Source organism: Microbacterium sp. (assembly GCF_030149085.1).
GTDB lineage: Bacteria > Actinomycetota > Actinomycetes > Actinomycetales > Microbacteriaceae > Microbacterium.
Window position 1 is genome coordinate 1 of the sequence record NZ_JASBSF010000182.1, and the last position, 21,272, is coordinate 21,272.

Here is a 21,272-nt window from a genome sequence, read left to right on the forward strand (position 1 = left end):
GTGGGCTTGACGGTGTCGGCGACGCTGATCGTGCCGCGCATCTGCCCGTCCCACGCCACCACCGTCACGGTCGCTCCCGCCGATTCGTCCGCCGCGATCGTCGCGGCGAGCTCCTCGGGGACCGGGATGGCCCATCGCGTCGTGATCCACGAGGCGCGGCCGGCAGCGACCATCCGGCCCTCGACGATGCCGTGCACGCCCTGACCGGCTTCGGCGGAGAAGGACTCCACCGCGCCTGCCGCAACGGTCGCGGCGGCGGTGATGGCGCGGCCGATGGGGTGCTCTGAGCCGTGCTCCAGCGCGGCGGCGACTCGGAGCAGTTCCGCCGGGTCGGTGCCTTCGGCGGGGTGGATGCCGGTGACGGTCATGGTGCCGGCGGTGACCGTGCCGGTCTTGTCCAGCACGACGGTGTCGATGCGGCGGGTCTGCTCCAGCACCTGCGGTCCGCGGATCAGGATGCCCAGCTGCGCGCCGCGGCCGGTTCCCACCAGCAACGCGGTCGGCGTCGCCAGCCCGAGCGCGCACGGGCACGCGATGATCAGGGTCGTCACCGCGGCGGTGAAGGCGACCTCCAGCCCGGCTCCGGCGATCAGCCAGCCGGCGAACGCGGCCAACGAGAGGACGATGACGACGGGCACGAAGATCGCCGAGACCCGATCGGCGAGGCGCTGCACCTGCGCCTTGCCGGTCTGCGCCTCCTCGACCAGCCGGGCCATCCGGGCCAGCTCGGTGTCCGCTCCGACGCGGGTGATCTCCACCAGCAGGCGACCGCCGGTGTTCACGGTCGCGCCGACGACGCGGGAGCCGGGGCCGACTTCCACCGGCACGGACTCGCCGGTGAGCATCGACTCGTCCACCGCCGAGACGCCCTCGGCGACCAGGCCGTCGGCGGGGATCTTCTCGCCCGGCCGCACCACGACGCGGTCGCCGGGGACGAGCTGGCCGACGGGGATGCGCTGCTCGACGCCTGTCCGGAGGACCACCGCGTCCTTCGCGCCGAGCTCGAGCAGGGCTCGAAGCGCTTCCCCGGACTGCCGCTTGGCGCGGACCTCGAGGTAGCGGCCGAGCAGGATGAACACGGTCACCAGCGCGGCGACCTCCAGGTATACCTCGTGACCGCCGGACTGCGGGGTGCCGACGAAGGTGACGCTCATCCGCATCCCTGGCATCCCGGCGCCGCCGAAGAACAGCGCATACAGCGACCAGCCGAACGCGGCCAGCACGCCGACGCTGATCAGGGTGTCCATCGTGGCCGCGCCGTGGCGGGCGTTGATCGCCGCGGCCCGGTGGAACGGCCATGCCCCCCACACCACCACGGGGGCGGCGAGGGTCAGGGCGAGCCACTGCCAGGAGGTGAACTGCAGCGCAGGGATCATCGACAGCACCCCGACGGGCACCGCCAGAAGCGTCGAGATGATTAGCCGCTGCCGCAACGACAGCAGCTCCTCATCGCGAGGCGCACCAGCTTGCCCCTCGACGGGGTCGGTGGCGGGTGTGGCAGGAACGGTCGCCCCGTACCCCGCCTGCTCGATGGCCGCGATCAGCTCCTCCACCGCCACCGGGGACTCGGCGTGGACACGGGCCTTCTCGGTGGCGAAGTTGACGGTCGCCTCCACCCCGGGCAGCTTGTTCAGCTTCCGCTCGACCCGCGTCGCGCACGACGCGCACGTCATCCCGGTGATGTCGAGATCGACATCCGTAGCCGTACTCATGACGCGCTGGCGAGGCTGTATCCGGCCTCCTCGACCGCCTCCCTCACGCGGGCAGCGTCCACCGGGGCGGTGCTGGACACGGTCACCGTCGAGACGCCGCCCGCGTGCAGATCGACCTCGACGCCGGAGACGCCGTCGATGGCGGAGACCTCCTCGGTCACACTGCGCACGCAATGCGAGCAGGTCATCCCTTCCACCAGGAACTGCGCCGACACGCCACCCACCCCAGGCTGAGCCGGCGGTGCAGCCTCGGCCTTCGCCGCGGTGCCGTGCGTGGTCGGGCTGCAACACGCGCAACCGCCGCCGCTAGTCGCCTGCAGTCCGAGGTCCTGGAATCCCTGTCCGGTCATGATGTGCTCCCTTCGCGAGCATTGAATGAATGTTTGTGGGGACGAATGTTTAGGAGCGGACCAGCCGCGCGATCGCGGCGTTCGCCTCACGCAGCTTCTCCTCCGCGACGGGGCCACCCTCGGCGGTCGCCTGGGCGACGCAGTGCCCGAGGTGATCCTCGAGCAGGGTCAGCGCGACCGACTCCAGCGCCTTCGTCACCGCGGAGACCTGGGTGAGGATGTCGATGCAGTACACGTCCTCATCGACCATCCGCGCGATCCCGCGCACCTGACCCTCCGCACGACGCAACCGCGCCAGCAGCGCCTGCTTGTCATCCACGTATCCGTGTGCCATTCCGACCACCTCCTACCTGACCATATACCTACTAGGGGTATAGGGTACATGTCAGTCCAAATATTCCCGGAGAACGCAAATTGAAAGGGCGAACGTGACTAACTGGTACGTCATCACCGGTGGGCCTAGCTCGGGCAAGACCACGACCGTGAACCTGCTACGCGACCGCGGCTACACCACCACCATCGAGCACGCCCGCCACTACATCGATCTCCAGCGCATCGAGGGGCGAACCGTCGAGGAGGTCCGCGCCAAGCAGCGCGAGTTCCAGCGCGGCGTGCTGGACATGCAGCTCGCCGAGGAAGCCGCCCTCGATCCCGCCACGACGGTGTTTCTGGACCGGGCCATCCCAGACTCGCTGGCCTACTACCGCTTCCTGCAGCTCGAACCCGACCCGATCCTGGTGGCCGCGCTCGAGCAGGTGGACTACCGCACGACGTTCATCCTGGACCTGCTGCCGCTGGCGCCGGACTACGCCCGCACCGAGGACACCGCCGCCCAGCAGCGGATCCATCACCTGCTCACCGAGGTATACGCGGCGCTGCCGTTCCCGATCGTGCACGTCCCAGTGCTCGGGGCGCAGGAGCGGGTCGACTTCATCCTCGACCGGCTCTAGCGCCGGTCGCCGCTCCCGGGCGCCTACTGCCCGGGTGTGGAAGGCAGGACTCCTCATAACATACCCCCCTAGCGTATGCAAGCCGGTCGTCGACCGCTGCCGCCCGGCCTACGGTTCTTCGCAACCGACCCGATACGGGCCGACGAGAAGGAGGACTGAGATGACCATCGCGGATCAGATGCTCCGGACCCACCCGAAGGATCTGGGAGACCTCGATCAGGCGGCACTACTGGCCTGCATTCAGGCCTGCGTCGACTGCGCCCAGGCGTGCAGCGCGTGCGCCGACGCCTGTTTGAGCGAGGACATGATCGCCGACCTCACCAAGTGTGTGAGGACCAACCTCGACTGCGCGGACCTATGCGAGACAACCGGTCGCATCCTGTCGCGGCGCACCGGCTACGACGCGAACGTCACGCGAGCCACCCTGGAAGCCTGCCGCACCGCGTGCACGGCCTGCGCCGACGAATGCGAACAGCACGCCGGCATGCACGAGCACTGCCGGGTGTGCGCGGAAGCCTGCCGGACCTGCGAGCAGGCCTGCGAGAAGCTGCTCGGCCTGCTGTGAGCGACCACACCCCGCACGAACGGGCCTCGCACACCGGCGGTGCGAAGAGCTACCTGCGCCTGCTCATCGCGCTGGCCCTGAGCCTGGTGGTGATGTACTTCTTCACGTTCGCACTGATCAACGTCGTCGGCGATCTCTACCTGAACATCAGCAACCTCTACATGGCCCTGATGATGGTGTTCCCGATGGGCATCATCATGATCGCGATCATGTGGCGCATGTTCCCGAACAAGCCGCTCAACATCGGGCTCATCGTCGCATTCGCCCTGCTCACGGTCGGCGCGTTCTTCATGGGAAGGGCCGCGACGTTCGTGGGAAACCAGCAGTTCCTGGACTCGATGATCCCCCACCACTCCCGAGCCATCCTGCTCTGCGAACAGTCGAACATCACCGACCTGGAGATCAAAGACCTCTGCGGCGAGATCGTCGAGTCCCAGCAACAAGAAATCGATCAGATGAAGGACATCCTGCAGCGGCTCGGGAACTAGACCGGCCCTGCTGGATCAGCGTCGGGCCGAGTCACCGCGGCTAGAGACTGCCGGGCGATCTCGAGCTCCTCGTTTGTGGGCACGACCAGGACGGCGGTCGGGGAGCGGGAGTCGGAGACCGTCCGCGCCTCCCGCCCCGCCGTCGCGCGGTTGCGCTCGTCGTCGAGGCGAATCCCGAGACGCTCCATGCCGGAGACGGCGGCGGCGCGGGTCGCCGGGGCATTCTCGCCGACACCGCCGGTGAACACGATCGCGTCGGCGCCGCCGAGCTGGCCGAGGTAGGCGCCGAGGTAGTGCCGCAGCCGGTAGTGGTAGACCTCCAGCGCCGCAGTCGCGGCGGGATCGCCGGCGACCGCAGCCGCGTGGATGTCGCGCATGTCCTCGGTGCCGGCCAAAGCGCGCAAGCCGCTCTCGCGGGTCAGCAGCTCCTCAAGCTCGTCCCATCCGAGGCCCGCTCGGCCGAGGGCGATGAGCACTCCGGGATCGAGGTCGCCGGCGCGGGTGCCCATGACGAGTCCTGCCAAGGGCGTCATGCCCATCGAGGTGTCCACGGACCGCCCGCCGGCGATCGCGCAGGCGGAGGCGCCGTTCCCCAGATGGAAGACGATCAGCCGCAGCTCCGACAGCGGCCGCCCCAGCCGCTCGGCCGCCCGGGCGGAGACGTATTGGTAGGAGATGCCGTGGAACCCGTACCGGCGGATCCGATGCTGCCGGACGAGCTCCGGCGGCAGCGCATAGGCGGTGGCTGCCGGGCGCAGGGTGCGGTGGAACGCGGTATCGAACACCGCCACGTTCGGGACGCCGGGGAACACGGCGCGGGCGGCGCGGATGCCCGCGAGATTGACTGGGTTGTGCAGCGGCGCCAAGGCGGCGAGATCGTCGATCTGCTGCTCCACCTCGTCGGTGATCAGCGTCGCGGAATCGAACCGGCTGCCGCCGTGCACCACCCGGTGACCGATGACGCCGACAGGTTCATGGCGCAGCTCGGCAAGCAGATCCCGGATCGCGGCACCGTGCCCCGTTCCCTCGGAGGCATCGTGACCGAGCCGTTCCACGGTGCCGCCCCGGATTGCCGTTCCGGACTGCCCGTCGACCAGCCGCCACTTGATCGAGGAGGAGCCCGCGTTCAGCACCAGCACGACGGTCATCCGTAGCCCCCAGAAAGTGCTCAATCGTCATCGTCGTCGGATTCTATGTGCCATGAGTGGCCCCCCGTCGATGCCAACTCCGAACCTTCCACGCGTCGGTGCTTCTTGCGCCTGACGGCGTCCAACGAACAGCCGGAGTCGGCTAATCGGCGCGCTAGCGCGGTAGCGCCTCGGTCGCTCCCTCCCCCCTTTCGCGCGGCCTGCGGTATGAGAGGCGCGACAGCGGGGCTTGTCAGCCTCTCGTAGAGGCGAGCACCGGAGGAGGCCCGCCCATCGCGTAAGCCGCCGACTTCTGCTCGAAGGCTTGGCGCCGCTCGGCGCGGCGAGCCCGGATCAGGATGATGAGGGTGATCGGGCCGTTGACGAGGAACTTCAGCGCGTTCCAGATGAACAGCAGCACGACCAGGTTCAGCCAGCCCGGCCCGCCGTCGGCGATCCACACCGTCAGCAGCCACGCGCCGAGCAGGTACAGCACGGCGATGAGCATGGCGGGCACGCCCCACTTCGGGCCGCGGCGCGTGTGCAGCGCGTCGAGCAGGATGTTCGTCGGCATGTACGTCCGCAGGAACAGCCGAACTCGGATGCTGAGATTCCAGAGCAGTCGGAACACGATGTCCGCCTCCCGAGAGGGTGCGTAGCTCCGCCGAGGAGGTAGATCATGTGGTGAGTGTCCCGAGGGACCGTCGAAAGCGACCTAGAAATCGTGGCTACTACCTCAAGATCAGGGTACGCCCGACCCGCGAGACGCGGAAGGGATGCGGCGGGAGTCGCGAGAGCGCCAAGTAAGGAGCCCCGCGTCTGGCGCGCACTCCAGCCCAGTGGCATGTCGGCTCGCAATGAGCAGTCGCTGAGCATGCCCGTTCTGCCCTTACAGGCGCGGCCCAGCGACCCTGAGACTGCGGGTGGTCGGTCCAGGTTCTGCCGCGCGTACCGCGAGCTGTTGCGCGCGAAGGGTCGCGGCGCGTGCTCGTGCCGCGTCTGCGCGTTGCGAAGCATCATCGCCGACAAGGCCGAGCCCCCTGGCCACGGCGATGCCGTACTTGTCGCGATAGGCCGCGACGGTGCGTGCCTCGCGTCGCCAAAGTGCGGCGAGCTGCGGATCAGAGGGTTCCATCCCGAGTCCCGAGATCCACTCCCCCGAGGACTCGACGGCCTCGGTGACGAGCGCGTCTGCTCGCTGCTCGATGAGCGCGGCACGTTCACGGAGTGCGCTGCGCATATCGTCGTCCATCGGGCCGAGCGCGGGAGTGACGACTCCGGCGATGGGCGTGGCGGGCTGGCGCACGCGCCCCGCGCCGTTCGTGTGCTCCAGGGCGCGGATCACCCGCTCGTGGAGCACCGCGGCCACATCGCCCGCGTCATTGAGCGGACGAGAAGCGACGAGAGCGCTCAGAAGGCGCTCGGCATCGTAGCCGTCGGCTTCGGCTCGGCGCAGCTCTGCGCTGAGCACGCCGAACGCGGTCGAGTCGATTGCTGCGGATGCCTCGGCCTCGGTGAGCCGCGTCCTTCGCAGCAGAGCCTCCCACCGTGGCTGTTGCGCGGCGGCGGCGATGGTCTCGTATTCGGCGGCGAGTTGCGCGACCGAGCCCCACACATCCTGCTCGGCGGCGATCGTCTGGCGGGCGGAGAGTTCCGCGCCGACGTGCTGGAGCACCCCGGCGAGCACCTTGCGCGCCGCGACCACGAGGGTGTCCTGAGCGGGCGGGTGAATGTGGTCATCATCGGGGCGGTTGAGGGAGACATAGGCGAAGTTCCCGGCCTTGCCACGGGTCATGGCGACGTAGAAGTTCTCGCGGGTCGCGCCGGGCTCGATGAGCGTGTGTCCGGTGTCGACCGTGACTCCTTGCGCCCGGTATGCGGTGACCGCGTAGCCGAGTTCGACATGCTCGGCGACGTATCCGGCAGGGAGTCGCAGCGTCGCGCCTCCGCGTCGCCCGGCAGGCCGCACTCGTAGCGACCCGTCGATGCCGATGGCGGTGATCGTCCACCGGCTGCCGTTGCGCACCCAGCCGCGTCCGGTGCGCAGTTCACGGTCGTTGCGGCGGGTGATGATCGCGTCCCCGACGGACGCCTCGGTGCAGTCGTGCAGCCGCACCTCGGCGCGCGCGTCGACCTGCCCGGCGAGGATGAGGTCGGCGCGGGCGCGCCGGTTCAGGGTGGTGACAATCGCGCTCGACTCGGCAATGAGGATGCTCGCCAGCCCCAACGCGCGGTCGCGCTGCCAGGCGGCGTAGGCGGCGTCGGCCATGCGCTCGGTTTCGCCCGCCCGGATACGACCGTGGGCCTGGTAGGTGTCGATGGCTTCGATGCGGCCGTTGCGTAGATCGCGGGTGGCACCCTTCTCCCAGGCTGCGGTGATGCGGCGCACGTCGGTCAACTCGGGCACGTCGGCACGGTCGGCGACGAGCATCCCGAACGCTCCCCCGGCGTCGACGGACTGGAGTTGCGCGGGATCGCCCACGAGCAGCACCTTCGCTCCGGCGTCGGCTGCGACGCGCACGAGCCGGTCGAGCGCGAGCGTCCCGGCGAGGGATGCCTCGTCCACGATCACGAGCTGCCCGGCGGTGAACCCGGTGCCGTGGTCGCGGTGGGTCTGCCACCACTTCGCGGTGTTCTCCGTCGGGATGCCGAGGTCACCGGCCAGCACCTCGGCCGCGACCGCGGACGGTGCCAGACCGACGACCGCGCCGCGCCCGTGCTCGGCCTCCCACGCACGCCGCAGCGCGCGCAGCGCGGTGGTCTTCCCCGCCCCCGCAGGGCCGACGAGCAGGTCGAGTACCCGACCCGACGACGCAATCGCTGCGAGCGCGGCGCGCTGGTCGTCGCCGAGCGTGCGCCCACGGTGGGGTTGCAGCGCGTGCGCGATGGTTGCGTCGGCCAGGCGCGGTGCAACCTGCTCGCGGGAGCGTGCAAGCAGACGGTCCTCGGCGGCGAGCACCGCGGCACCGCTGTAGCGGGCGGTGTTGCGGGGGCGGAACATGCTCGTCCCGTCCGCGCGCTGGAACGCGGCGGGGCTGGAGGCCAGCTCGGGCGGCGTGAGCCGGATGGACGCCTGCTCCGCGGCGTCGGTGACCATCCCCGTGATCGCCTCGCGGTCCTCGGTGGCGGTGAAGCGCCAGCCCATCGTCTGGCGTGCGGCCTCGGCGTAGAGATTCCAGTGGCTCCACGTCGTGCGCTTCTCGGCAACCGCGGCGACCACCGACGCGCCGAGCCTGGCGATCCGCTCCAGCGGCACATCCTCCGCGCGCAGGAGCTTCGCGGGCTCGACCGCGACGGCTTCTCGCGCCCATTCGGTTGCGTCCCGGCCCAGCAGTCGGCTCGCTCGGGTGCGCCACTCCTGGGCGAGGTCGGCGAGTGGGCGGACTTCCTTGTCGGGCCGGGTTGCCAGCGTCGCCTGCTGCCGCAGCCGGATGATCGTCTCCCGCGACGGCGCGTGCCCGTGCGCGATCTCGTACTCGGCGATCAGGCGGTCCTTCTCGATGTCGATGTGCCGGGACCGGGACGAGAACTCCGCGACCAACTCCTCCGGCACCGTGGCGACCGCCCACACCGGATTGCGGTCAGCTCCCCGCTCGCGCCGCTCCCAACCCACGCCGAGCGCGCGGGTGAGGTGGTCGGCGAAGACCGCGTTGTGCAGCTCGCTCAGCGCCACGGTCGCCGCGTGCAGCGGCCGGCTGTCCAGCGACCGCCACTTGCCGTCGAACACAGTGCGCACCTTGTTGCTCACCACTACATGCGTGTGCAACTGCGGATCACCCGCCCGCGAATCGAAATGATCGAACGCCGTGGCGATCAGCCCCGTCACTTCGACCTGCGCAACAGCGCCGTCGCGGGTGGTTGCGCCCGAGCGTGTCGCCGCAACCTCCCGCTCCATGAACGCAACGACCTCTGCAACGGCCGCATGGTGCGCCCCTGCGAACTGCGCCTGAGTCGCTGCGTCCGCAAGACCCCACAGCACCGACGCGGACTTCGGCAGTGAGAACGTGAAGTCAAACCCCGCGACCGCCCGCCGCGACCTGCGCGCCGATTCCTCGGTCTCGATCACCGCGACTGCCTCGGCGCGATCCGCCGCGCCCAGCGCCGGATCGAGCCGGGAGAGCCGCGTGGCGATCCGATCCTCAACGGCCGGGAACACCGGGTACGCCTTCCCCATCGGATCGCCCGTCACCGGGTCAAGGCCCATACCCAGCAGGAGCTGGAGCTGCGCCTCGGACACCTGCGCACCTTCGTGGATCTCGCCGTTCCCGAGCGCGGCAAGGCCGCCGCCCATCCAGCAGCCGGGTGGAGTGCCCTGCTCTGCGTAGTAACGGGTCAGCGGAGTCGAGAGCGCCCGCTCGCCGTCGGCGGATGCCACGGTGCGCAGCAGGTACTTGTAGCCGTCCCCCGCATCCATGACCCGCATCGAAACCGACACCCGGCACCGCCTCTCTCGTCAAAGAAGAGGTGAGCCGCTGAGCCCGCCGTCAGGCGGGGTCAGCCTCGATGTGCCAGACGTGTACCGGTCATGGCGGGCTTCCGAGGTCAGACAAGGCGGGCGCGGACGACGGCGATGTCGCGCTCATGATCGCGCACGATCCTGTCGGCCTTGGTCGTGAACTCCGACTTGTGGATCACGACGAGCCGGATACCCTGCTGCGGCAGGATCTCCGCCTTTCGCTGGTCGTAGAGCCGCCGCTGCTCGCCACGAGGCACACCGGAGACGGTCGCGCGACGGTCGAACAGCGGGACGGCCACGGTGTATTGCTTCTCCTGGAACTCGACGACGAGCCCCAGCGCAGGCCAATACCCGTCGACGGGGAGCCTGCGAGCCCGTCCGGTCGTCGGCGACACGTCACCGACAAGCCACAGGAACGTCGCCTGTCGCTCCCCGCGGACCCCGATCACCTCGTCGCAGAGGTCGAGAACATAGTTGACTTTGTCAACCTGATCTGGCCCCGGGGTGACGTTTTGAAGTGGCCCCGTCGAGGCGTCGGTTCGATGTGGGGCGCTGTCTGCTGTCAGGCGCAGCAGGAGGTGGGGAGTTCGTTGCGGAAGAGGTTCGCGGTGAGGCGGATGCCTTCGGCCATGGTGAAGTACGGGGCCCACGTGTCGGCGAGTTGGGTGACGGTGAATCCGGCTTTAATGGCGTAGGTCGCGGCGAGCATCATCTCGCCGGCGGTTTCGGCGAGGGCATGGACGCCGAGGACTTTGCCGGTGTCCGCGTCGGCGACGATCTTGATGCCGCCGCGGGTGTTGTGGTTCGTGATGGCTCGGGGCACATCGGACAGCCTCAGGTATCGGCAGGCGCACCGGTATCCGGCGGCGATGGCTTCGGCTTCGGTGATGCCGGCGGAGCCGAGCTGCGGCGCGGTGAACAGGACGGAGGGCAGCCCGGTGTAGTCGACCTGTTCGTGGTGGCCGAGGGCGTTGCGGGCTGCGATCTTCCCGGCCATCGCGGCGACGTACACGTACTGGGGCACGTCGGTGACGTCGCCGGCGGCGAACACGACCGGGTTCGTGGTCCGCTGCTGCTCGTCGACGATGATGAAGCCGCGGTCGTCGGTCGCGACGCCCGCCGCGGCGAGGTCGAGCCCGTTGGCGCGTGGTGTGCGTCCGGTGGCGATGAGGACGCGTTCTCCGGTGACCGCCTTGCCGGTGCGGGTGCGCACCCGCACCACGCCGTCGTCCTGGATGATCGTGGCGGCGCGGTCGCCTACGACGGTGATTCCCTCGGAGAGGAAGGCCTTGCGGAGTTCGGAGGAGAGTTCGGGCTCGGCGTGCGGGGCGAGCCGGCCAATGATGGTGACGGCCACGCCGAGGCGGGCGAAGAGCTGGGCTTGTTCGAGGCCGACGAAGCCGCCGCCGATCACTACGAGCGAGGCGGGCAACTCGGTGAGTTCCATTGCCGTGGTCGAGGTGAGGTAGTCGACGTGCTCAAGCCCGGGGATGGCCGGGACGTGCGGTTCGGCGCCGATGGCGACGAGATACGACCTGGCACGAACCGGTCGTTCGTCGATGAGGAGGGTTGCCGGGTCGGTGAATGTGGCGGCGCCGGGGAGGATGTCGAACCCGTAGGCGGCGGCGATGTCGGCGTACTTGGTCTGGCGGAGCATGCCGACGAGGTCATCCTTCTGCCGCACGAGGGCGCCGAGGTCGACAGTGCCGGCGGACGTGGGGGCGCCGGGGAACGGGTTCGCGAGGGCGGCGTGGCGGGTGTGCGCGGCGGCGAGGAGCGTCTTCGAGGGCACACAGCCGACGTTCACGCACGTACCGCCGAGGGTGCCGCGTTCGATGGCGACCACGCTGGCCCCTTCGAGTCGGGCGTGGATCGCGGCGGACATCGCCGCCCCGCCCGTGCCGATCACCGCAAGATCGAACTCGCTGTGCTGCGTCATGATGCCTCCTCGGGTGAACCGGGCCGCTTGCGCGGTCACATCCGTCAGAATGGACCTTCAAGCATGCTTGAAGGTCAAGCCCGTTGGTGGAGGTGTCACAATGCGGATCGGAGAGCTCGCGGAGAAGGCGAGGACGAGGCCGTCGACGCTGCGGTACTACGAGGAGCGCGGACTGCTGCCGCCGCCGGAGCGCACACCGGCCGGGTACCGCAGCTATGGCGACGAGACGGTGCAACGGCTCGCGTTCATCGGCCGGGCCCGCGCGGCGGGCCTCACCCTTGCGCAGGCCGCGGAGATCCTCGATGTTCGCGACGCGGGCCGTTCGCCGTGCGCGCATGTGCGGGACCTCCTTGACCGCCGACTCGTGGAGATCGACGAGCAGCTCGAGCAGCTGCACGCCCTGCGAGGGAGCATTGCCGAGCTTCGAGCGCACGCGGCCGCTACGGCGTCCGAAGCCTGCACACCGGAGTCCATCTGCCGCTACCTCTGAATGGCTTTCGGATCGCTACTGCCGCTGACGGGTGTAGTTGAGGCGATAGGAGGTGGTGCCGGTTTCGATGATGGTGCCGTTGAACGTGAGCCGGTCCACGATCGCCGCGCACAGGCGCGGGTCGGTGAAGGTCTTCGTCCAAGCGCTGAATGACTCGTTGGATGCAATCGCGACGGAGTTCTTCTCTTCGCGCTCGGTGAGGACCTGGAACAGGAGTTCCGCGCCGCGCCGGTCGAGTTCCATGTAGCCGAGCTCGTCGATCAGGAGCAGGTCGACGCGGCCGTACCGGTTGATGGTACGGGTGAGCTGTTTCTCGTCGGCGGCTTCGACGAGCTCGTTCACGAGCTTCGTGGCGAGGGTGTATCGGACGCGGAAGCCTTTCTCAGCTGCGGCGGTGCCCAGGCCGATGAGCAAGTGCGACTTCCCGGTGCCGGAGTCCCCGATCAAGCAGAGCGGGTCGCCGCGGCGGATCCAGTCCCCGTTCGCGAGGGTATGGATCGTCGCCGGGTTGATGTTCGGATTCGCGTCGTAGTCGAAGTCGCCGAGCCATTTGTTCCTCGGGAACCCGGCTGCGGACACGCGGCGGACCACGGACCTTCGGTCCCGGTCGTCGCACTCGGCGAGGAGGAGTTCGGCGAGGAAGCCTTGGTAGGTCAGCTGCTCGCGTTCCGCGGCCGTGATCGCTTCGTGCATCACGGCCCGCATGGTGGGTAGGCGGAGCCTGCGGCAGGCTTGGTCAACGGCGGCCGCGGCGGCTTCTTCGGTCAGCCCGCGCTGTCGACGCAGGGTCGTGGTGACGTTGGTGGGAGTGGTCATGTTCCGGTGATTCCTTCTCTCTTATCGGTGACCGGCGGTTCCGGTTCGGGACGTCGGCTGAGGAGTTCGTCGTAGTGGGCGACGGATGGCAGCGGCCGCCGGTCGGCTGGGAGTCCGGCGATCACCGCGGCCGGATCCGCGAGGCGACGCTGGGTGAGGCTGAAAACTCGCTGCACATCACGTCGCGGTTGTTCAACGCGATGACGGTCTGACTCGGGCCCGGCCGCGTGCAGGCGGGCTTCGACCGCGACGACGTCGGCAGACACCGCCCCGACCGTGAGCGCGGCACGGATCCCTGCGATCACGTCAACGGTTCGCATGGTCCTGTGGAGCAGGAGCACGTCGATCAGCGCCCTTGTGCCGGCGCTGTCGCCGTCGACCTTCCGCGCTTGCTGCCAGAACGCGTCATGCGTTGTCGTGAACACGCCGGCTTCGCGTGCACGGGCCAGCGCGGTGGATCCGGGCAACGCGCCGGGCTTGCGTCTGAGGACCTCGAGGTAGTGGTCGAGGTTGATCGATTCGCCGCCGCGGGCCACGACCCGCTCGTGCCGAGCGACCTCGGCGTGGCCATCGAACACCACAAGTTCAGACGCCCGCAACGAGACGCGCACCTTTCGCCCGATCAGACGGGCGGGCACGGAGTACCTCGCCATCCGCACGGTGATCAGGCTCGAACGGTCTACCCGCGGGTAGAGCACCAGGCCAGGGTCGAACAGCTCGCCTGGCAATGACGCAAGGCGTGCTTGTTCGTCGGTGAAGTCTTGCCCGACAGTGCGGATCCGGGTGTTGATACGCCGCTCGTTGTCGCGCGCGTCCCACCGGCGGATCTGCTCGTTCAACTCGGCGAGCGAGTCGATGACCGGCATCGGAGAAAGCCAGGTGCGACGAAACCGACCGACTTCGCCTTCGACGCCGCCCTTCTCATGGGCGCCATCGATCCCGGGCTGGCAGTAGAACGAGTCGAACCCGTAATGCGAGCGGAACAGCACCCACCGGTCGTTCTCTATCCGACTACGGCCCTTCCCGTACAGCACCGTCTGCACCGCGGCCGTGAGGTTGTCATATCGGATGTGCAGGGTCGGGATCCCACCGATCTCGTCGAACGCGTCGATGTGTCCCTCGAGGAACGCTTCCTGCGATTGCGTCGAGTACACCCGGTGCACCGCCTTCCCCGAGTGCGAGAGCCGGAACGTGAACATGTGGCACTTCGTCTTCACCCCGGCCAGGATCACCCAGACCTCGCCGAAATCGACTTCGGCTTCCTCACCAGGTGCGTGCTCCTGCGGGACGAACACCTCGACGCGGCGCCCGGCGGCGGCGTCGATCTGAGCACGACGTACGCGCACGTAGTCGCGGACCGTCGAGTAGGACAGTCCCGTCGCTTCGTGCTCGTCGACCAGCCGCGCGAGAACCCTTGTCGCCGTGTGCCGCTGCTTGCGAGGAGCGTCCAGATCCTGCGTGAGCATCGCGTCGATCACCGCCTTGTACGGCCCCAGCCGAGGCGACATCCGAGTCGGAGTCTTCCGCTGCGGCGGAACCGGCGACGCCAGCGCCTGCCGCACCGTGCGACGGTGCACCCCGAACCTGTCTGCCAACGCGCGCACCGATAGCCCGTCAACGCGCGAGGCACGCCGGATATCCGCGAACAATTCCACTTTCGACCCCTGCCGGGCCCGCTCATCCTGAAGCAACACGAAACACACGCTCGGGTGGGGCCAGATCAAACCGTCAGAACCGCCCCGGCAAGTCAGAAAGTGGGGCCACTCCTAGCCGTCACCCCGGGGCCAAAACAGACTGACAGAGCCACATAGTGCTCATCACTGTCGGCGCGCTTGCCCACGATGCCTACAGGTACTCGATGACGGCGACCGCACGGTAGCTCGTGGCGAACTCGCTGTAGGACGTGATCGACAGGGAGATGATCTTGTGCTCCGGCTTCTGCGACAACTCTGCGAGGAGTGCGTCGCGGATCGACCCGCTGAGCCTGTCGAAGATGTCGATTTCAACGATCTCCTGGCGTGAGGTCAGCCCCGTGGGGATGTCGGTCATTCGATTGCTTCACTCCCCGACTCGACCTCGACCGCCTGATCCTCCGCAGAGACTTCTTCGACAGGCTCGCCCATCATCATGCGGTAGTGACCGATCTGCCCGTGCTCCTCGAAGATGCGGCGGAACACACGGAGGTTGGCCTCTACGGTGCTCGGCGTCGGCGAGTAGTCGAGGTCATCGAAGATCGAGTGGGAGCCAGCATTGACCCAGGTGAAGAGCGAGCGACAGATGACTTGCTCGTCTCCCTCGAACTTGGCAATGATGGCGGGATCATCGACACCGCCGAGCACTTTGAAGTAGGTCTCCAGGATGCGACGCAAGGTGTTCTGGAGGCCGACTGCGCTCTCCGAGGGACGCTCGGCCGACCTCTTGACCTCGTCCCACAGGGCACCGTAGGCGGTTTGGATCGGGTTGTCGTCGCGTAGCTCGACTTCGCTCGACTGCCCGCTTCGCTTCCGCACGACACCGTACTTCCAAGACCCGAGCTTCGGGCCGCCGTGCGGGCGATAGGTCACGTCCTTGTGGAAGTGAGCGTTGTGCGTCATGAGCAGGAGCTGCCGCACTCGGCCTGTGCCTGCTGCGACATCCTCGACGAGCCTGCGGACAAGGGTGGAGACGGCGTACAGCACATCGCTGTCGAGGCTTGATATCGGGTCGTCGATCACCGCCAGGAGATCATTCGGCTCGGCTTCATCCTGCGGCGAGCCATGTAGCGACTGAGCGAAATAGAGGAAGGTGATGAATGTCCGCTCGCCTTCGCTGAGGGTCTCCGTTGCGACGTCGCCGTTCGAGCGGACGAGGGTGTAACCGTCCTGAACTGCTGTCGACTCCGCCAGTGAGAAGGAATGGAAGCCGACGGAATCCAAGAGGCGGTTGATGCGGTCGATGATCGGCTTGCTTGATGTGACCTTCGCCTGAAGCTCGCGGAGGCGCGACTCTTTGGCGCGGATGTCCGCCGTCGCCGACACGATCTGCCCTTCGATGCTTTCCTTCCCCGTCAGGTGACCAGGCATCGCTCCCTCATAGCGGGCGAGTTCGGCGACGAGGGTCACCCGGGCGAACACGACCCAGCAGCGGTCGAGAAGCGACTTCCTCGCGGCTGATCGGTTCCTGAGGAGTAGGTTGAAGCCCTGGATTGCCGTGTTGGCCTCCCGAACAACGGCGTTGACGCCTTCTACCTGCGGCGAGGGATCGGGCACCGAGAGGATGCTCGACGGCCCGGACAGTTTTGCGCTCAGCTGTGCTCGGGTCTCAGCGATCACCAGCTCCAGCGCAGCACGCGCGGTCGCTAGCCGTTCGGCATTGAGGTGCTCGGCGACGCCCGGCTTCGCTGGCAGATCATCGAGATAGGTCGTCCACTGCTGCTCCCAGGACTCGAAGTGCTGGTTGAGGGCCGACAGTTGTTCCATCTGCTCGACGTAGGTCCGGTCGAAGTACGCCTCCAATTGCTCACCGAGGTCGGATGGAACGGTCTGCTGGCAGAACGGGCAGACACCGTTCGCGTGTTCGAGATGGGTACGACCATGCTGAACCCAGTCGGCGTTGCCGAGCTGCTGGATAAGAGGCGCGAGGCGCACATCCCCGCTACCCACGACTGCCGCGCCCAAGAGAGAGTGGCCCGGCGCGTCTTCGATCTTGATGTCGCGTCCAAGCGGCAGCTCCAGGAGCGGTTGCGCATCTTCCGCGAGAACTGCTGCTGCCTCGGAGGTAAGCGCCGTGAAGTCCTCGGAGGCAGAGAGGTTCGCCGCCGCGACTTCGAGCAGTCGGTCCAGAAGCCGATCTTTGCTGTTGTTGTACCCCGTGAACATCTCACGCAGTTCTGCAGGGACGTCATTGCGCTTCGCCCACGCCGCCTCCTTCAGCGCGGTACGGACACCATCGATCTCACCGTTCTTCGCGTCCAACGAGGCGCGGAGTCCCGCAAGGCCTTCTTTGGCAGCGGCGATGGAACCACTCGGTCCTGTCAGCGATTCGATCTCGGTCTGGATCTCAGCGTTCGTCTCGCCCAGGAGGAACACGCCAGCCAGGTGGCCTGCGGGCGTGAGCGTCGCATTGACGTAGTCGCGGTTGTAGACCTTGATGCCGAGCACGCTGGTCGCTGGGTTCCACTCCAAGGTGGTTCCCGTGAACCGCGTCGAGTCGGCCAAGGCGCGGCTGATCGTCGTCTTGCCGGAGCCGTTGGACCCGAAGAAGAAGTTCACCGGCTTGAGCGGGCCGATGTCTGTACCGGATGCCGGGTCGAAGGCGGGGGCACCGCGCAGCCGAAGGTACTGAAGCATCGCTGCTGAACCGCCTTATGCCTTCGAGCCCGAGGGCTTGTTGTCGGCGCGCGCGTCGATGACGACGATGGACTTCTCGCCGCGGAGATCCAGCTCCTTCAGGACGGAATCGACCTTCGCCACGTCCGCCTCCGTGTAGCAGACGATCATCTTGACCGAGCTGCGCGTGCCGTTCGCCTTCTCGTAGACCTCGACCTGGTTCTGGAGGTTCCGCTTCAGTTGGCTGTTGCTGGCGAGCTTGATCTCGATCAGCGACTTGTCGACGGCTCCTTTGCTCACTTTGAAGTCCACGGGACCGCGCCCGTTGTTGACCTCGCGGTTCACGTCGAACTCGCTGCCGAAGAAAATGAGGCCGAAGAAGAGCTGGACCTCCTTCTCCGTGGCGAGGGGGCGTTCCTGGCCGGGCTTGTTGAGGAGCCGGTGGCCGTCCTGGTTCTCGACGTACTTCTTGAATCCGTTGGCGCGGGTCAGCGCCTCGTCGTAGCTGGTGACCGGCGTCAGGTACAGCGAGGTGTTGGTGCGGATGTCTTCGACGACTTTCTGCACCATCTGCACGAGGATCTCGAAGACCTCCTGCCGCCGTCTTGCGCTGAGGCCGACTGCCTGCTCCCCGGTTTCCTCCTTCTGGCGGATGTAGTAGTCGATGACCTCGGGAAACTGGAGGATCGCCGCAGCCGCCAGGTCCGAGTACTCCTTCTTGGTGGGCTTGTCGCTCAGCTTCTTGAAGAGGTAGTTGTTGACCTGCGCGCGAAGCTGGTCATCTTCGATGGCGTCGGGGATGCTGCTGAATTCGCGCACCAGGTCGGAACGACTGATCCAGGTGTCGTCCTTGGTGAGCATGTCGGCCGGGGTGAGCAGAACGTAGTCCCCGCGGAGCGCGGGCAGTTCGTATTGGCGCGATTCCCAGATCTCGGTCTCGTAGTTGAAGACCGCGCGGGCGACCGAGAATGTGCCGCGCCGGTCGGCCGACAGATGCGCCTGAGCGAACGCCTGCGTGTACTCCAGCAGGTAACCCTTGATGAGGTTCGTGGTGAAGTCGCTGATGTTGTCGCGCCCGACGCCTTCTTTGATGAGCGCGAGCTTCTCCAGGTGGGCACCCTTGGTGATCGACTCCGACCCGAACCCTTTCAGGATCGAGCCGAGAGAGCTGTGCAGTGCGCGGGCGAAGTCCTTGCCGAGTCCACTCCCCGAGTTGCCGAGGACGGTGAATCCGAGCCAGTTCTGCTTCACCTCCTGGAACATGTACCAGGCCTTGATGAGCCCCGGATCGAGATCGGGGATGGCCCGGTCGCGGAGGAATACGAGGTAGCGGATCATTCCGTCGTGGAGATCGCGGTACTCCTGCTTCTTGCTGTTGAAGAGCAGGAAGGGGTCGACGAAGAGTGGTAGGTCGGAGGCGAGGCTGACATCGAACGCGCCGTAGTCCTCCAGCACCTTAGGCGATACCCCGAAGTGCTGGGAGAAGTACAGCTCGATGACCATCCGGCTCACGCTCCAACGAGTTGCAGCAGATGGTCGTAACTCGTCACGCCGTGGTACCTGACGCCCGGCGTACCGGCTACCTGGTCGAGCTTCTCGAAGAGCTTGTTGGCGCAGTCGATCTTCGCCTTCTCAGCGCCGCGCAGTTCGAGCGATGAAAGGGAGAACTTCGTTTCGGCGACGAAGTAGACGTGCTTGACTGCCCCTTCCTGGAAGGCGATTGCCCAATCAGGGTTGTAATCATCGAGCGGAGTCGGAATCTTGAAGCCGCGCGGGAGCTTCGTGAAGACGGATACCTCTTCGCTGATATCGAGTGCCGCACCGAACTCACGCTCGACCTGCGAGTCGTCGAGGACGTACTCGTAGACGTTCTTGTTCGGAGTATGCACGGCCTTCGAGAGATCCTGTGCGGTCTGATTCTCGGTGAAGGGCACCGGCCTTCGGGCCTCAGCGATGCCGAGTGGCAGAGCCAGGTCACCTCACGGCGACGCGACCTGATCGGCGCGCTCGCCGAGACCGTCCTCGACCGCGGCCTCACCCCGCTGGAGCACACCGCCGTCGACATCGCGCTCGCCGATGCGGTGCGCTCGGCCGATGTGCCGATCCTTCCGATGGTGGTCGACCGCATCCTCGCTCCGAACGCCGAGAACGACGATGGCAGGCTCGCCGAGGACGGCCGACTCGTCGGACACGCGCTTCGGAGACTCGTGGCCGGTGACTTGGCGGGACTGTTCGACGGCCCGAGCACCGTGCGCTTCGACCCGTCACTGCCGATGGTGTCGCTAGACCTGTCGCGGGTTGCGGAGAACTCGACGCTCATCTCCGTGCTCATGACGTGTTCGTCGGCGTGGATGGAGTCGGCGCTGCTCGACCCGGCGGGCGGCCCGCGCTGGGTCGTGTACGACGAGGCGTGGCGGCTCATGTCGCATCCGGCGCTGCTGCGCCGGATGGATGCACAGTGGCGGCTCGCGCGGCACTACGGCATCGCCAACCTGCTCATTTTCCACAAGCTCAGCGACCTCGACAACGTAGGCGACCAGGGCTCGGCGATGCGCGCACTCGCCTCGTCCCTGCTCGCCAACGCCGAGACACGGGTGATCTACAGGCAGGAGAGCGATCAGCTCGGAGCGACTGCGCAGGCCCTCGGACTCACCGGAACTGAGCAGGGATTGCTGCCCGGCCTCGGCACCGGGCAGGGGCTCTGGAGGATCAAGAACCGCTCGTTCGTCGTCCAGCACCAGCTCCACCCTGCCGAACTTGCGATGTACGAGACAGGTCAGAAGGCCAGAGGAGCGTGAAATGTCCATCACCCTTTCGCGGCGACGCCGCGCTCGCTCAGAGAGCGCCGAGCAGGAGGACTCAGCCAACGTGCCGCCCGTGCTGCCGGTCGTGACGATGACCGTGCAGGCGGACGCGACGCTGCGCGTCGTGGTCGACGGGAAGCTGTTCGGTCCGCCGACGTTCGCTCCGCCGTGGCAGCGGCACTCGTTCGCGCAGATCATCAGCGAAGTGATCGAGCAGCGCCGCTCCCCAGTCCGCGTCGTGGTGCACGAACTCGATGGCACCATCTACACGGATATCGTGACCGCTCCACTGCACCCCGTGTCCCTCGACCAGTCCCCGCCCGCAGGACCGCGGGCCTCGGTCGAGGATGGCGACTCCGCGCGGGATGCGACGGAGCCTTCGCACCCGCGCGCACTCCAGAATGGCGAGGGCTTCGTACCAGGCGAGGATGTGGCCGTAGCGGTCATCGTCCGGCACGCCGCGGCAAGCGGCGACGGAGCGGCAAGGGCTCAGATCGAGCCGGGTCTGCTCGATCTGAGCCCCACGCACGAGGTCATCCTGCTCGGCCGCGTCTCGGGCACCTGCGTCATCGGACACCCGGCATGACCAGTTCGTCACCGCGAGCCAGGGCGTTCGGCGACGAGCTGACGAACCTCGCCCTCGGCGCGCTCATCGGTGCGATGCTGCTGGCCGGTGCGCTGCGCTTGGCCGGGAGCATCGCTGCGTTCGTCACAGTTGCGCCCCAGCCTGCGGCAGGTCTCGAAGCGGGAGTCGGCGTGGTCTTCCACCCCGATGACCCCGGCTCGGCACTCGGCTCCGCGTCACTCAGCCCGGTCGCCTACTGGATCACCGTCGCACTCCTGCTCACTGCCGTCGGAACGGCGACGTGGTTCATCTGGCGATGGGTGCGCGAGCTGGGCAAGCGGACCAAGGCCGACCCGAACCGGATCGAGGGAATCGCCGAGGGGCGCGATGTGCAGCGGGCCGCATCCGAACGCGACCTCCTGCGTCGAGCGAAGACCCTGCGCCCCTCGCTCACCGACCCGAAACCCGAGCAGGTCGGCTACCTCCTCGGCACTTCGCGCGGCAAGCGCGTGTGGACATCCGTGGAGGACTCGATCCTGCTGATCGGCCCGCCGAGATCCGGCAAGGGCGCGAACATCGTCATCAACACCATCCTCGACGCGCCCGGTGCGGTCATCACGACCTCGACCCGGCCAGACAACCTCACGGCGACGCTCCGCGCTCGCCAGGCGCGCCGCGGCCCGGTCTCCGTGTTCGATCCCCA

At 67.5% G+C, this 21,272-nt stretch carries 20 protein-coding genes and 1 pseudogene; 7 read left to right on the plus strand and 14 right to left on the minus strand.

Annotated features, from left to right (window positions below; all coding sequences use genetic code 11):
• From Q1V87_RS07295 to Q1V87_RS07305, 3 genes are all read right to left on the minus strand, one after another.
• A partial coding sequence (locus Q1V87_RS07295; protein ID WP_300591500.1) for a cation-translocating P-type ATPase occupies positions 1–1,712 on the minus strand: 1,712 nt, incomplete at its 3' end.
• Positions 1,709–2,062 carry a heavy-metal-associated domain-containing protein gene (locus Q1V87_RS07300; RefSeq protein WP_138172298.1) on the minus strand — a complete coding sequence of 118 codons (354 nt, stop codon included), beginning with the start codon at positions 2,060–2,062 and terminating at the stop codon, positions 1,709–1,711. The genes Q1V87_RS07295 and Q1V87_RS07300, both read right to left, overlap by 4 nt.
• Positions 2,063–2,111: 49 nt before the next feature.
• Entirely contained in the window at positions 2,112–2,396 is a 285-nt protein-coding gene (locus Q1V87_RS07305; RefSeq protein ID WP_045246014.1) for a metal-sensitive transcriptional regulator, read from the minus strand.
• Between the two features lie 94 nt (positions 2,397–2,490).
• Between Q1V87_RS07305 and Q1V87_RS07310 the strand changes: the two genes are divergently transcribed.
• The 3 genes from Q1V87_RS07310 (at position 2,491) to Q1V87_RS07320 (ending at position 4,065) form a co-directional block, all read left to right on the plus strand.
• On the plus strand, positions 2,491–3,012 hold the full coding sequence (locus Q1V87_RS07310; RefSeq protein ID WP_228162877.1) for an ATP-binding protein: 522 nt from the start codon (positions 2,491–2,493) through the stop codon (positions 3,010–3,012).
• Between the two features lie 160 nt (positions 3,013–3,172).
• Complete coding sequence (locus Q1V87_RS07315) at positions 3,173–3,577, plus strand: four-helix bundle copper-binding protein (RefSeq protein ID WP_292710973.1); 405 nt, start codon at positions 3,173–3,175, stop codon at positions 3,575–3,577.
• The gene (locus Q1V87_RS07320) at positions 3,574–4,065 is read left to right on the plus strand and encodes a DUF305 domain-containing protein (protein ID WP_252370853.1); all 492 of its coding nucleotides are present in this window, start codon (positions 3,574–3,576) and stop codon (positions 4,063–4,065) included. Before Q1V87_RS07315 ends, Q1V87_RS07320 begins: the two co-directional genes overlap by 4 nt.
• Here the strand turns inward: Q1V87_RS07320 and Q1V87_RS07325 are convergent.
• The 5 genes from Q1V87_RS07325 to merA form a co-directional block, all read right to left on the minus strand.
• Entirely contained in the window at positions 4,062–5,213 is a 1,152-nt protein-coding gene (locus tag Q1V87_RS07325) for an acetate kinase (protein ID WP_292711164.1), read from the minus strand. The two genes, Q1V87_RS07320 and Q1V87_RS07325, sit on opposite strands and share 4 nt — an antisense overlap.
• 232 nt (positions 5,214–5,445) lie before the next feature.
• Positions 5,446–5,823: a sulfate permease gene (locus Q1V87_RS07330; RefSeq protein ID WP_300591501.1), complete on the minus strand. Its 378-nt coding sequence runs from the start codon at positions 5,821–5,823 to the stop codon at positions 5,446–5,448.
• Between the two features lie 258 nt (positions 5,824–6,081).
• Positions 6,082–9,606 carry a MobF family relaxase gene (gene mobF / locus Q1V87_RS07335; protein ID WP_300591502.1) on the minus strand — a complete coding sequence of 1,175 codons (3,525 nt, stop codon included), beginning with the start codon at positions 9,604–9,606 and terminating at the stop codon, positions 6,082–6,084.
• A gap of 128 nt (positions 9,607–9,734) precedes the next feature.
• Complete coding sequence (locus Q1V87_RS07340; protein ID WP_300591503.1) at positions 9,735–10,097, minus strand: hypothetical protein; 363 nt, start codon at positions 10,095–10,097, stop codon at positions 9,735–9,737.
• A 113-nt stretch (positions 10,098–10,210) separates the two neighbouring features.
• A complete protein-coding gene (gene merA / locus Q1V87_RS07345) occupies positions 10,211–11,587 on the minus strand; it encodes a mercury(II) reductase (RefSeq protein WP_300591504.1) in 1,377 nt (458 codons plus the stop codon).
• Between the two features lie 100 nt (positions 11,588–11,687).
• Between merA and Q1V87_RS07350 the strand changes: the two genes are divergently transcribed.
• Positions 11,688–12,077, plus strand: a complete 390-nt coding sequence (locus Q1V87_RS07350) for a heavy metal-responsive transcriptional regulator (protein ID WP_138176040.1) — start codon at positions 11,688–11,690, stop codon at positions 12,075–12,077.
• Positions 12,078–12,092: 15 nt separating this feature from the next.
• Here Q1V87_RS07350 and istB read toward each other — a convergent pair whose 3' ends face one another.
• The 6 genes from istB to Q1V87_RS07380 all read right to left on the minus strand — a co-directional run bounded on the left by istB (position 12,093) and on the right by Q1V87_RS07380 (position 19,089).
• On the minus strand, positions 12,093–12,893 hold the full coding sequence (gene istB, locus Q1V87_RS07355) for an IS21-like element helper ATPase IstB (RefSeq protein WP_138176042.1): 801 nt from the start codon (positions 12,891–12,893) through the stop codon (positions 12,093–12,095).
• Complete coding sequence (istA, locus tag Q1V87_RS07360) at positions 12,890–14,584, minus strand: IS21 family transposase (RefSeq protein WP_138176056.1); 1,695 nt, start codon at positions 14,582–14,584, stop codon at positions 12,890–12,892. The genes istB and istA overlap by 4 nt, the downstream gene beginning before the upstream one ends.
• Positions 14,585–14,738: 154 nt before the next feature.
• Positions 14,739–14,942 (minus strand): hypothetical protein, encoded by a 204-nt coding sequence (locus Q1V87_RS07365; protein ID WP_300591505.1) that lies wholly within the window; start codon positions 14,940–14,942, stop codon positions 14,739–14,741.
• Positions 14,939–17,221, minus strand: coding sequence for an AAA family ATPase (locus Q1V87_RS07370; protein WP_300591506.1), 2,283 nt, complete (start codon positions 17,219–17,221; stop codon positions 14,939–14,941). Before Q1V87_RS07370 ends, Q1V87_RS07365 begins: the two co-directional genes overlap by 4 nt.
• A gap of 15 nt (positions 17,222–17,236) precedes the next feature.
• Positions 17,237–18,703: a hypothetical protein gene (locus Q1V87_RS07375; RefSeq protein WP_300591507.1), complete on the minus strand. Its 1,467-nt coding sequence runs from the start codon at positions 18,701–18,703 to the stop codon at positions 17,237–17,239.
• A 5-nt stretch (positions 18,704–18,708) separates the two neighbouring features.
• A complete protein-coding gene (locus Q1V87_RS07380) occupies positions 18,709–19,089 on the minus strand; it encodes a hypothetical protein (RefSeq protein WP_300591508.1) in 381 nt (126 codons plus the stop codon).
• Between the two features lie 30 nt (positions 19,090–19,119).
• On the opposite strand from Q1V87_RS07380, the pseudogene Q1V87_RS07385 reads away from it, so the two are divergent.
• The 3 genes and pseudogenes from Q1V87_RS07385 to Q1V87_RS07395 all read left to right on the plus strand — a co-directional run.
• Positions 19,120–19,998, plus strand: a pseudogene (locus tag Q1V87_RS07385) (ATP-binding protein); the annotation flags it as partial.
• A 1-nt stretch (position 19,999) separates the two neighbouring features.
• On the plus strand, positions 20,000–20,590 hold the full coding sequence (locus tag Q1V87_RS07390) for a hypothetical protein (RefSeq protein WP_300591509.1): 591 nt from the start codon (positions 20,000–20,002) through the stop codon (positions 20,588–20,590).
• Positions 20,587–21,272 (plus strand): type IV secretory system conjugative DNA transfer family protein (locus tag Q1V87_RS07395; RefSeq protein WP_300591510.1); only part of this gene is annotated, 686 nt, incomplete at its 3' end. The genes Q1V87_RS07390 and Q1V87_RS07395, both read left to right, overlap by 4 nt.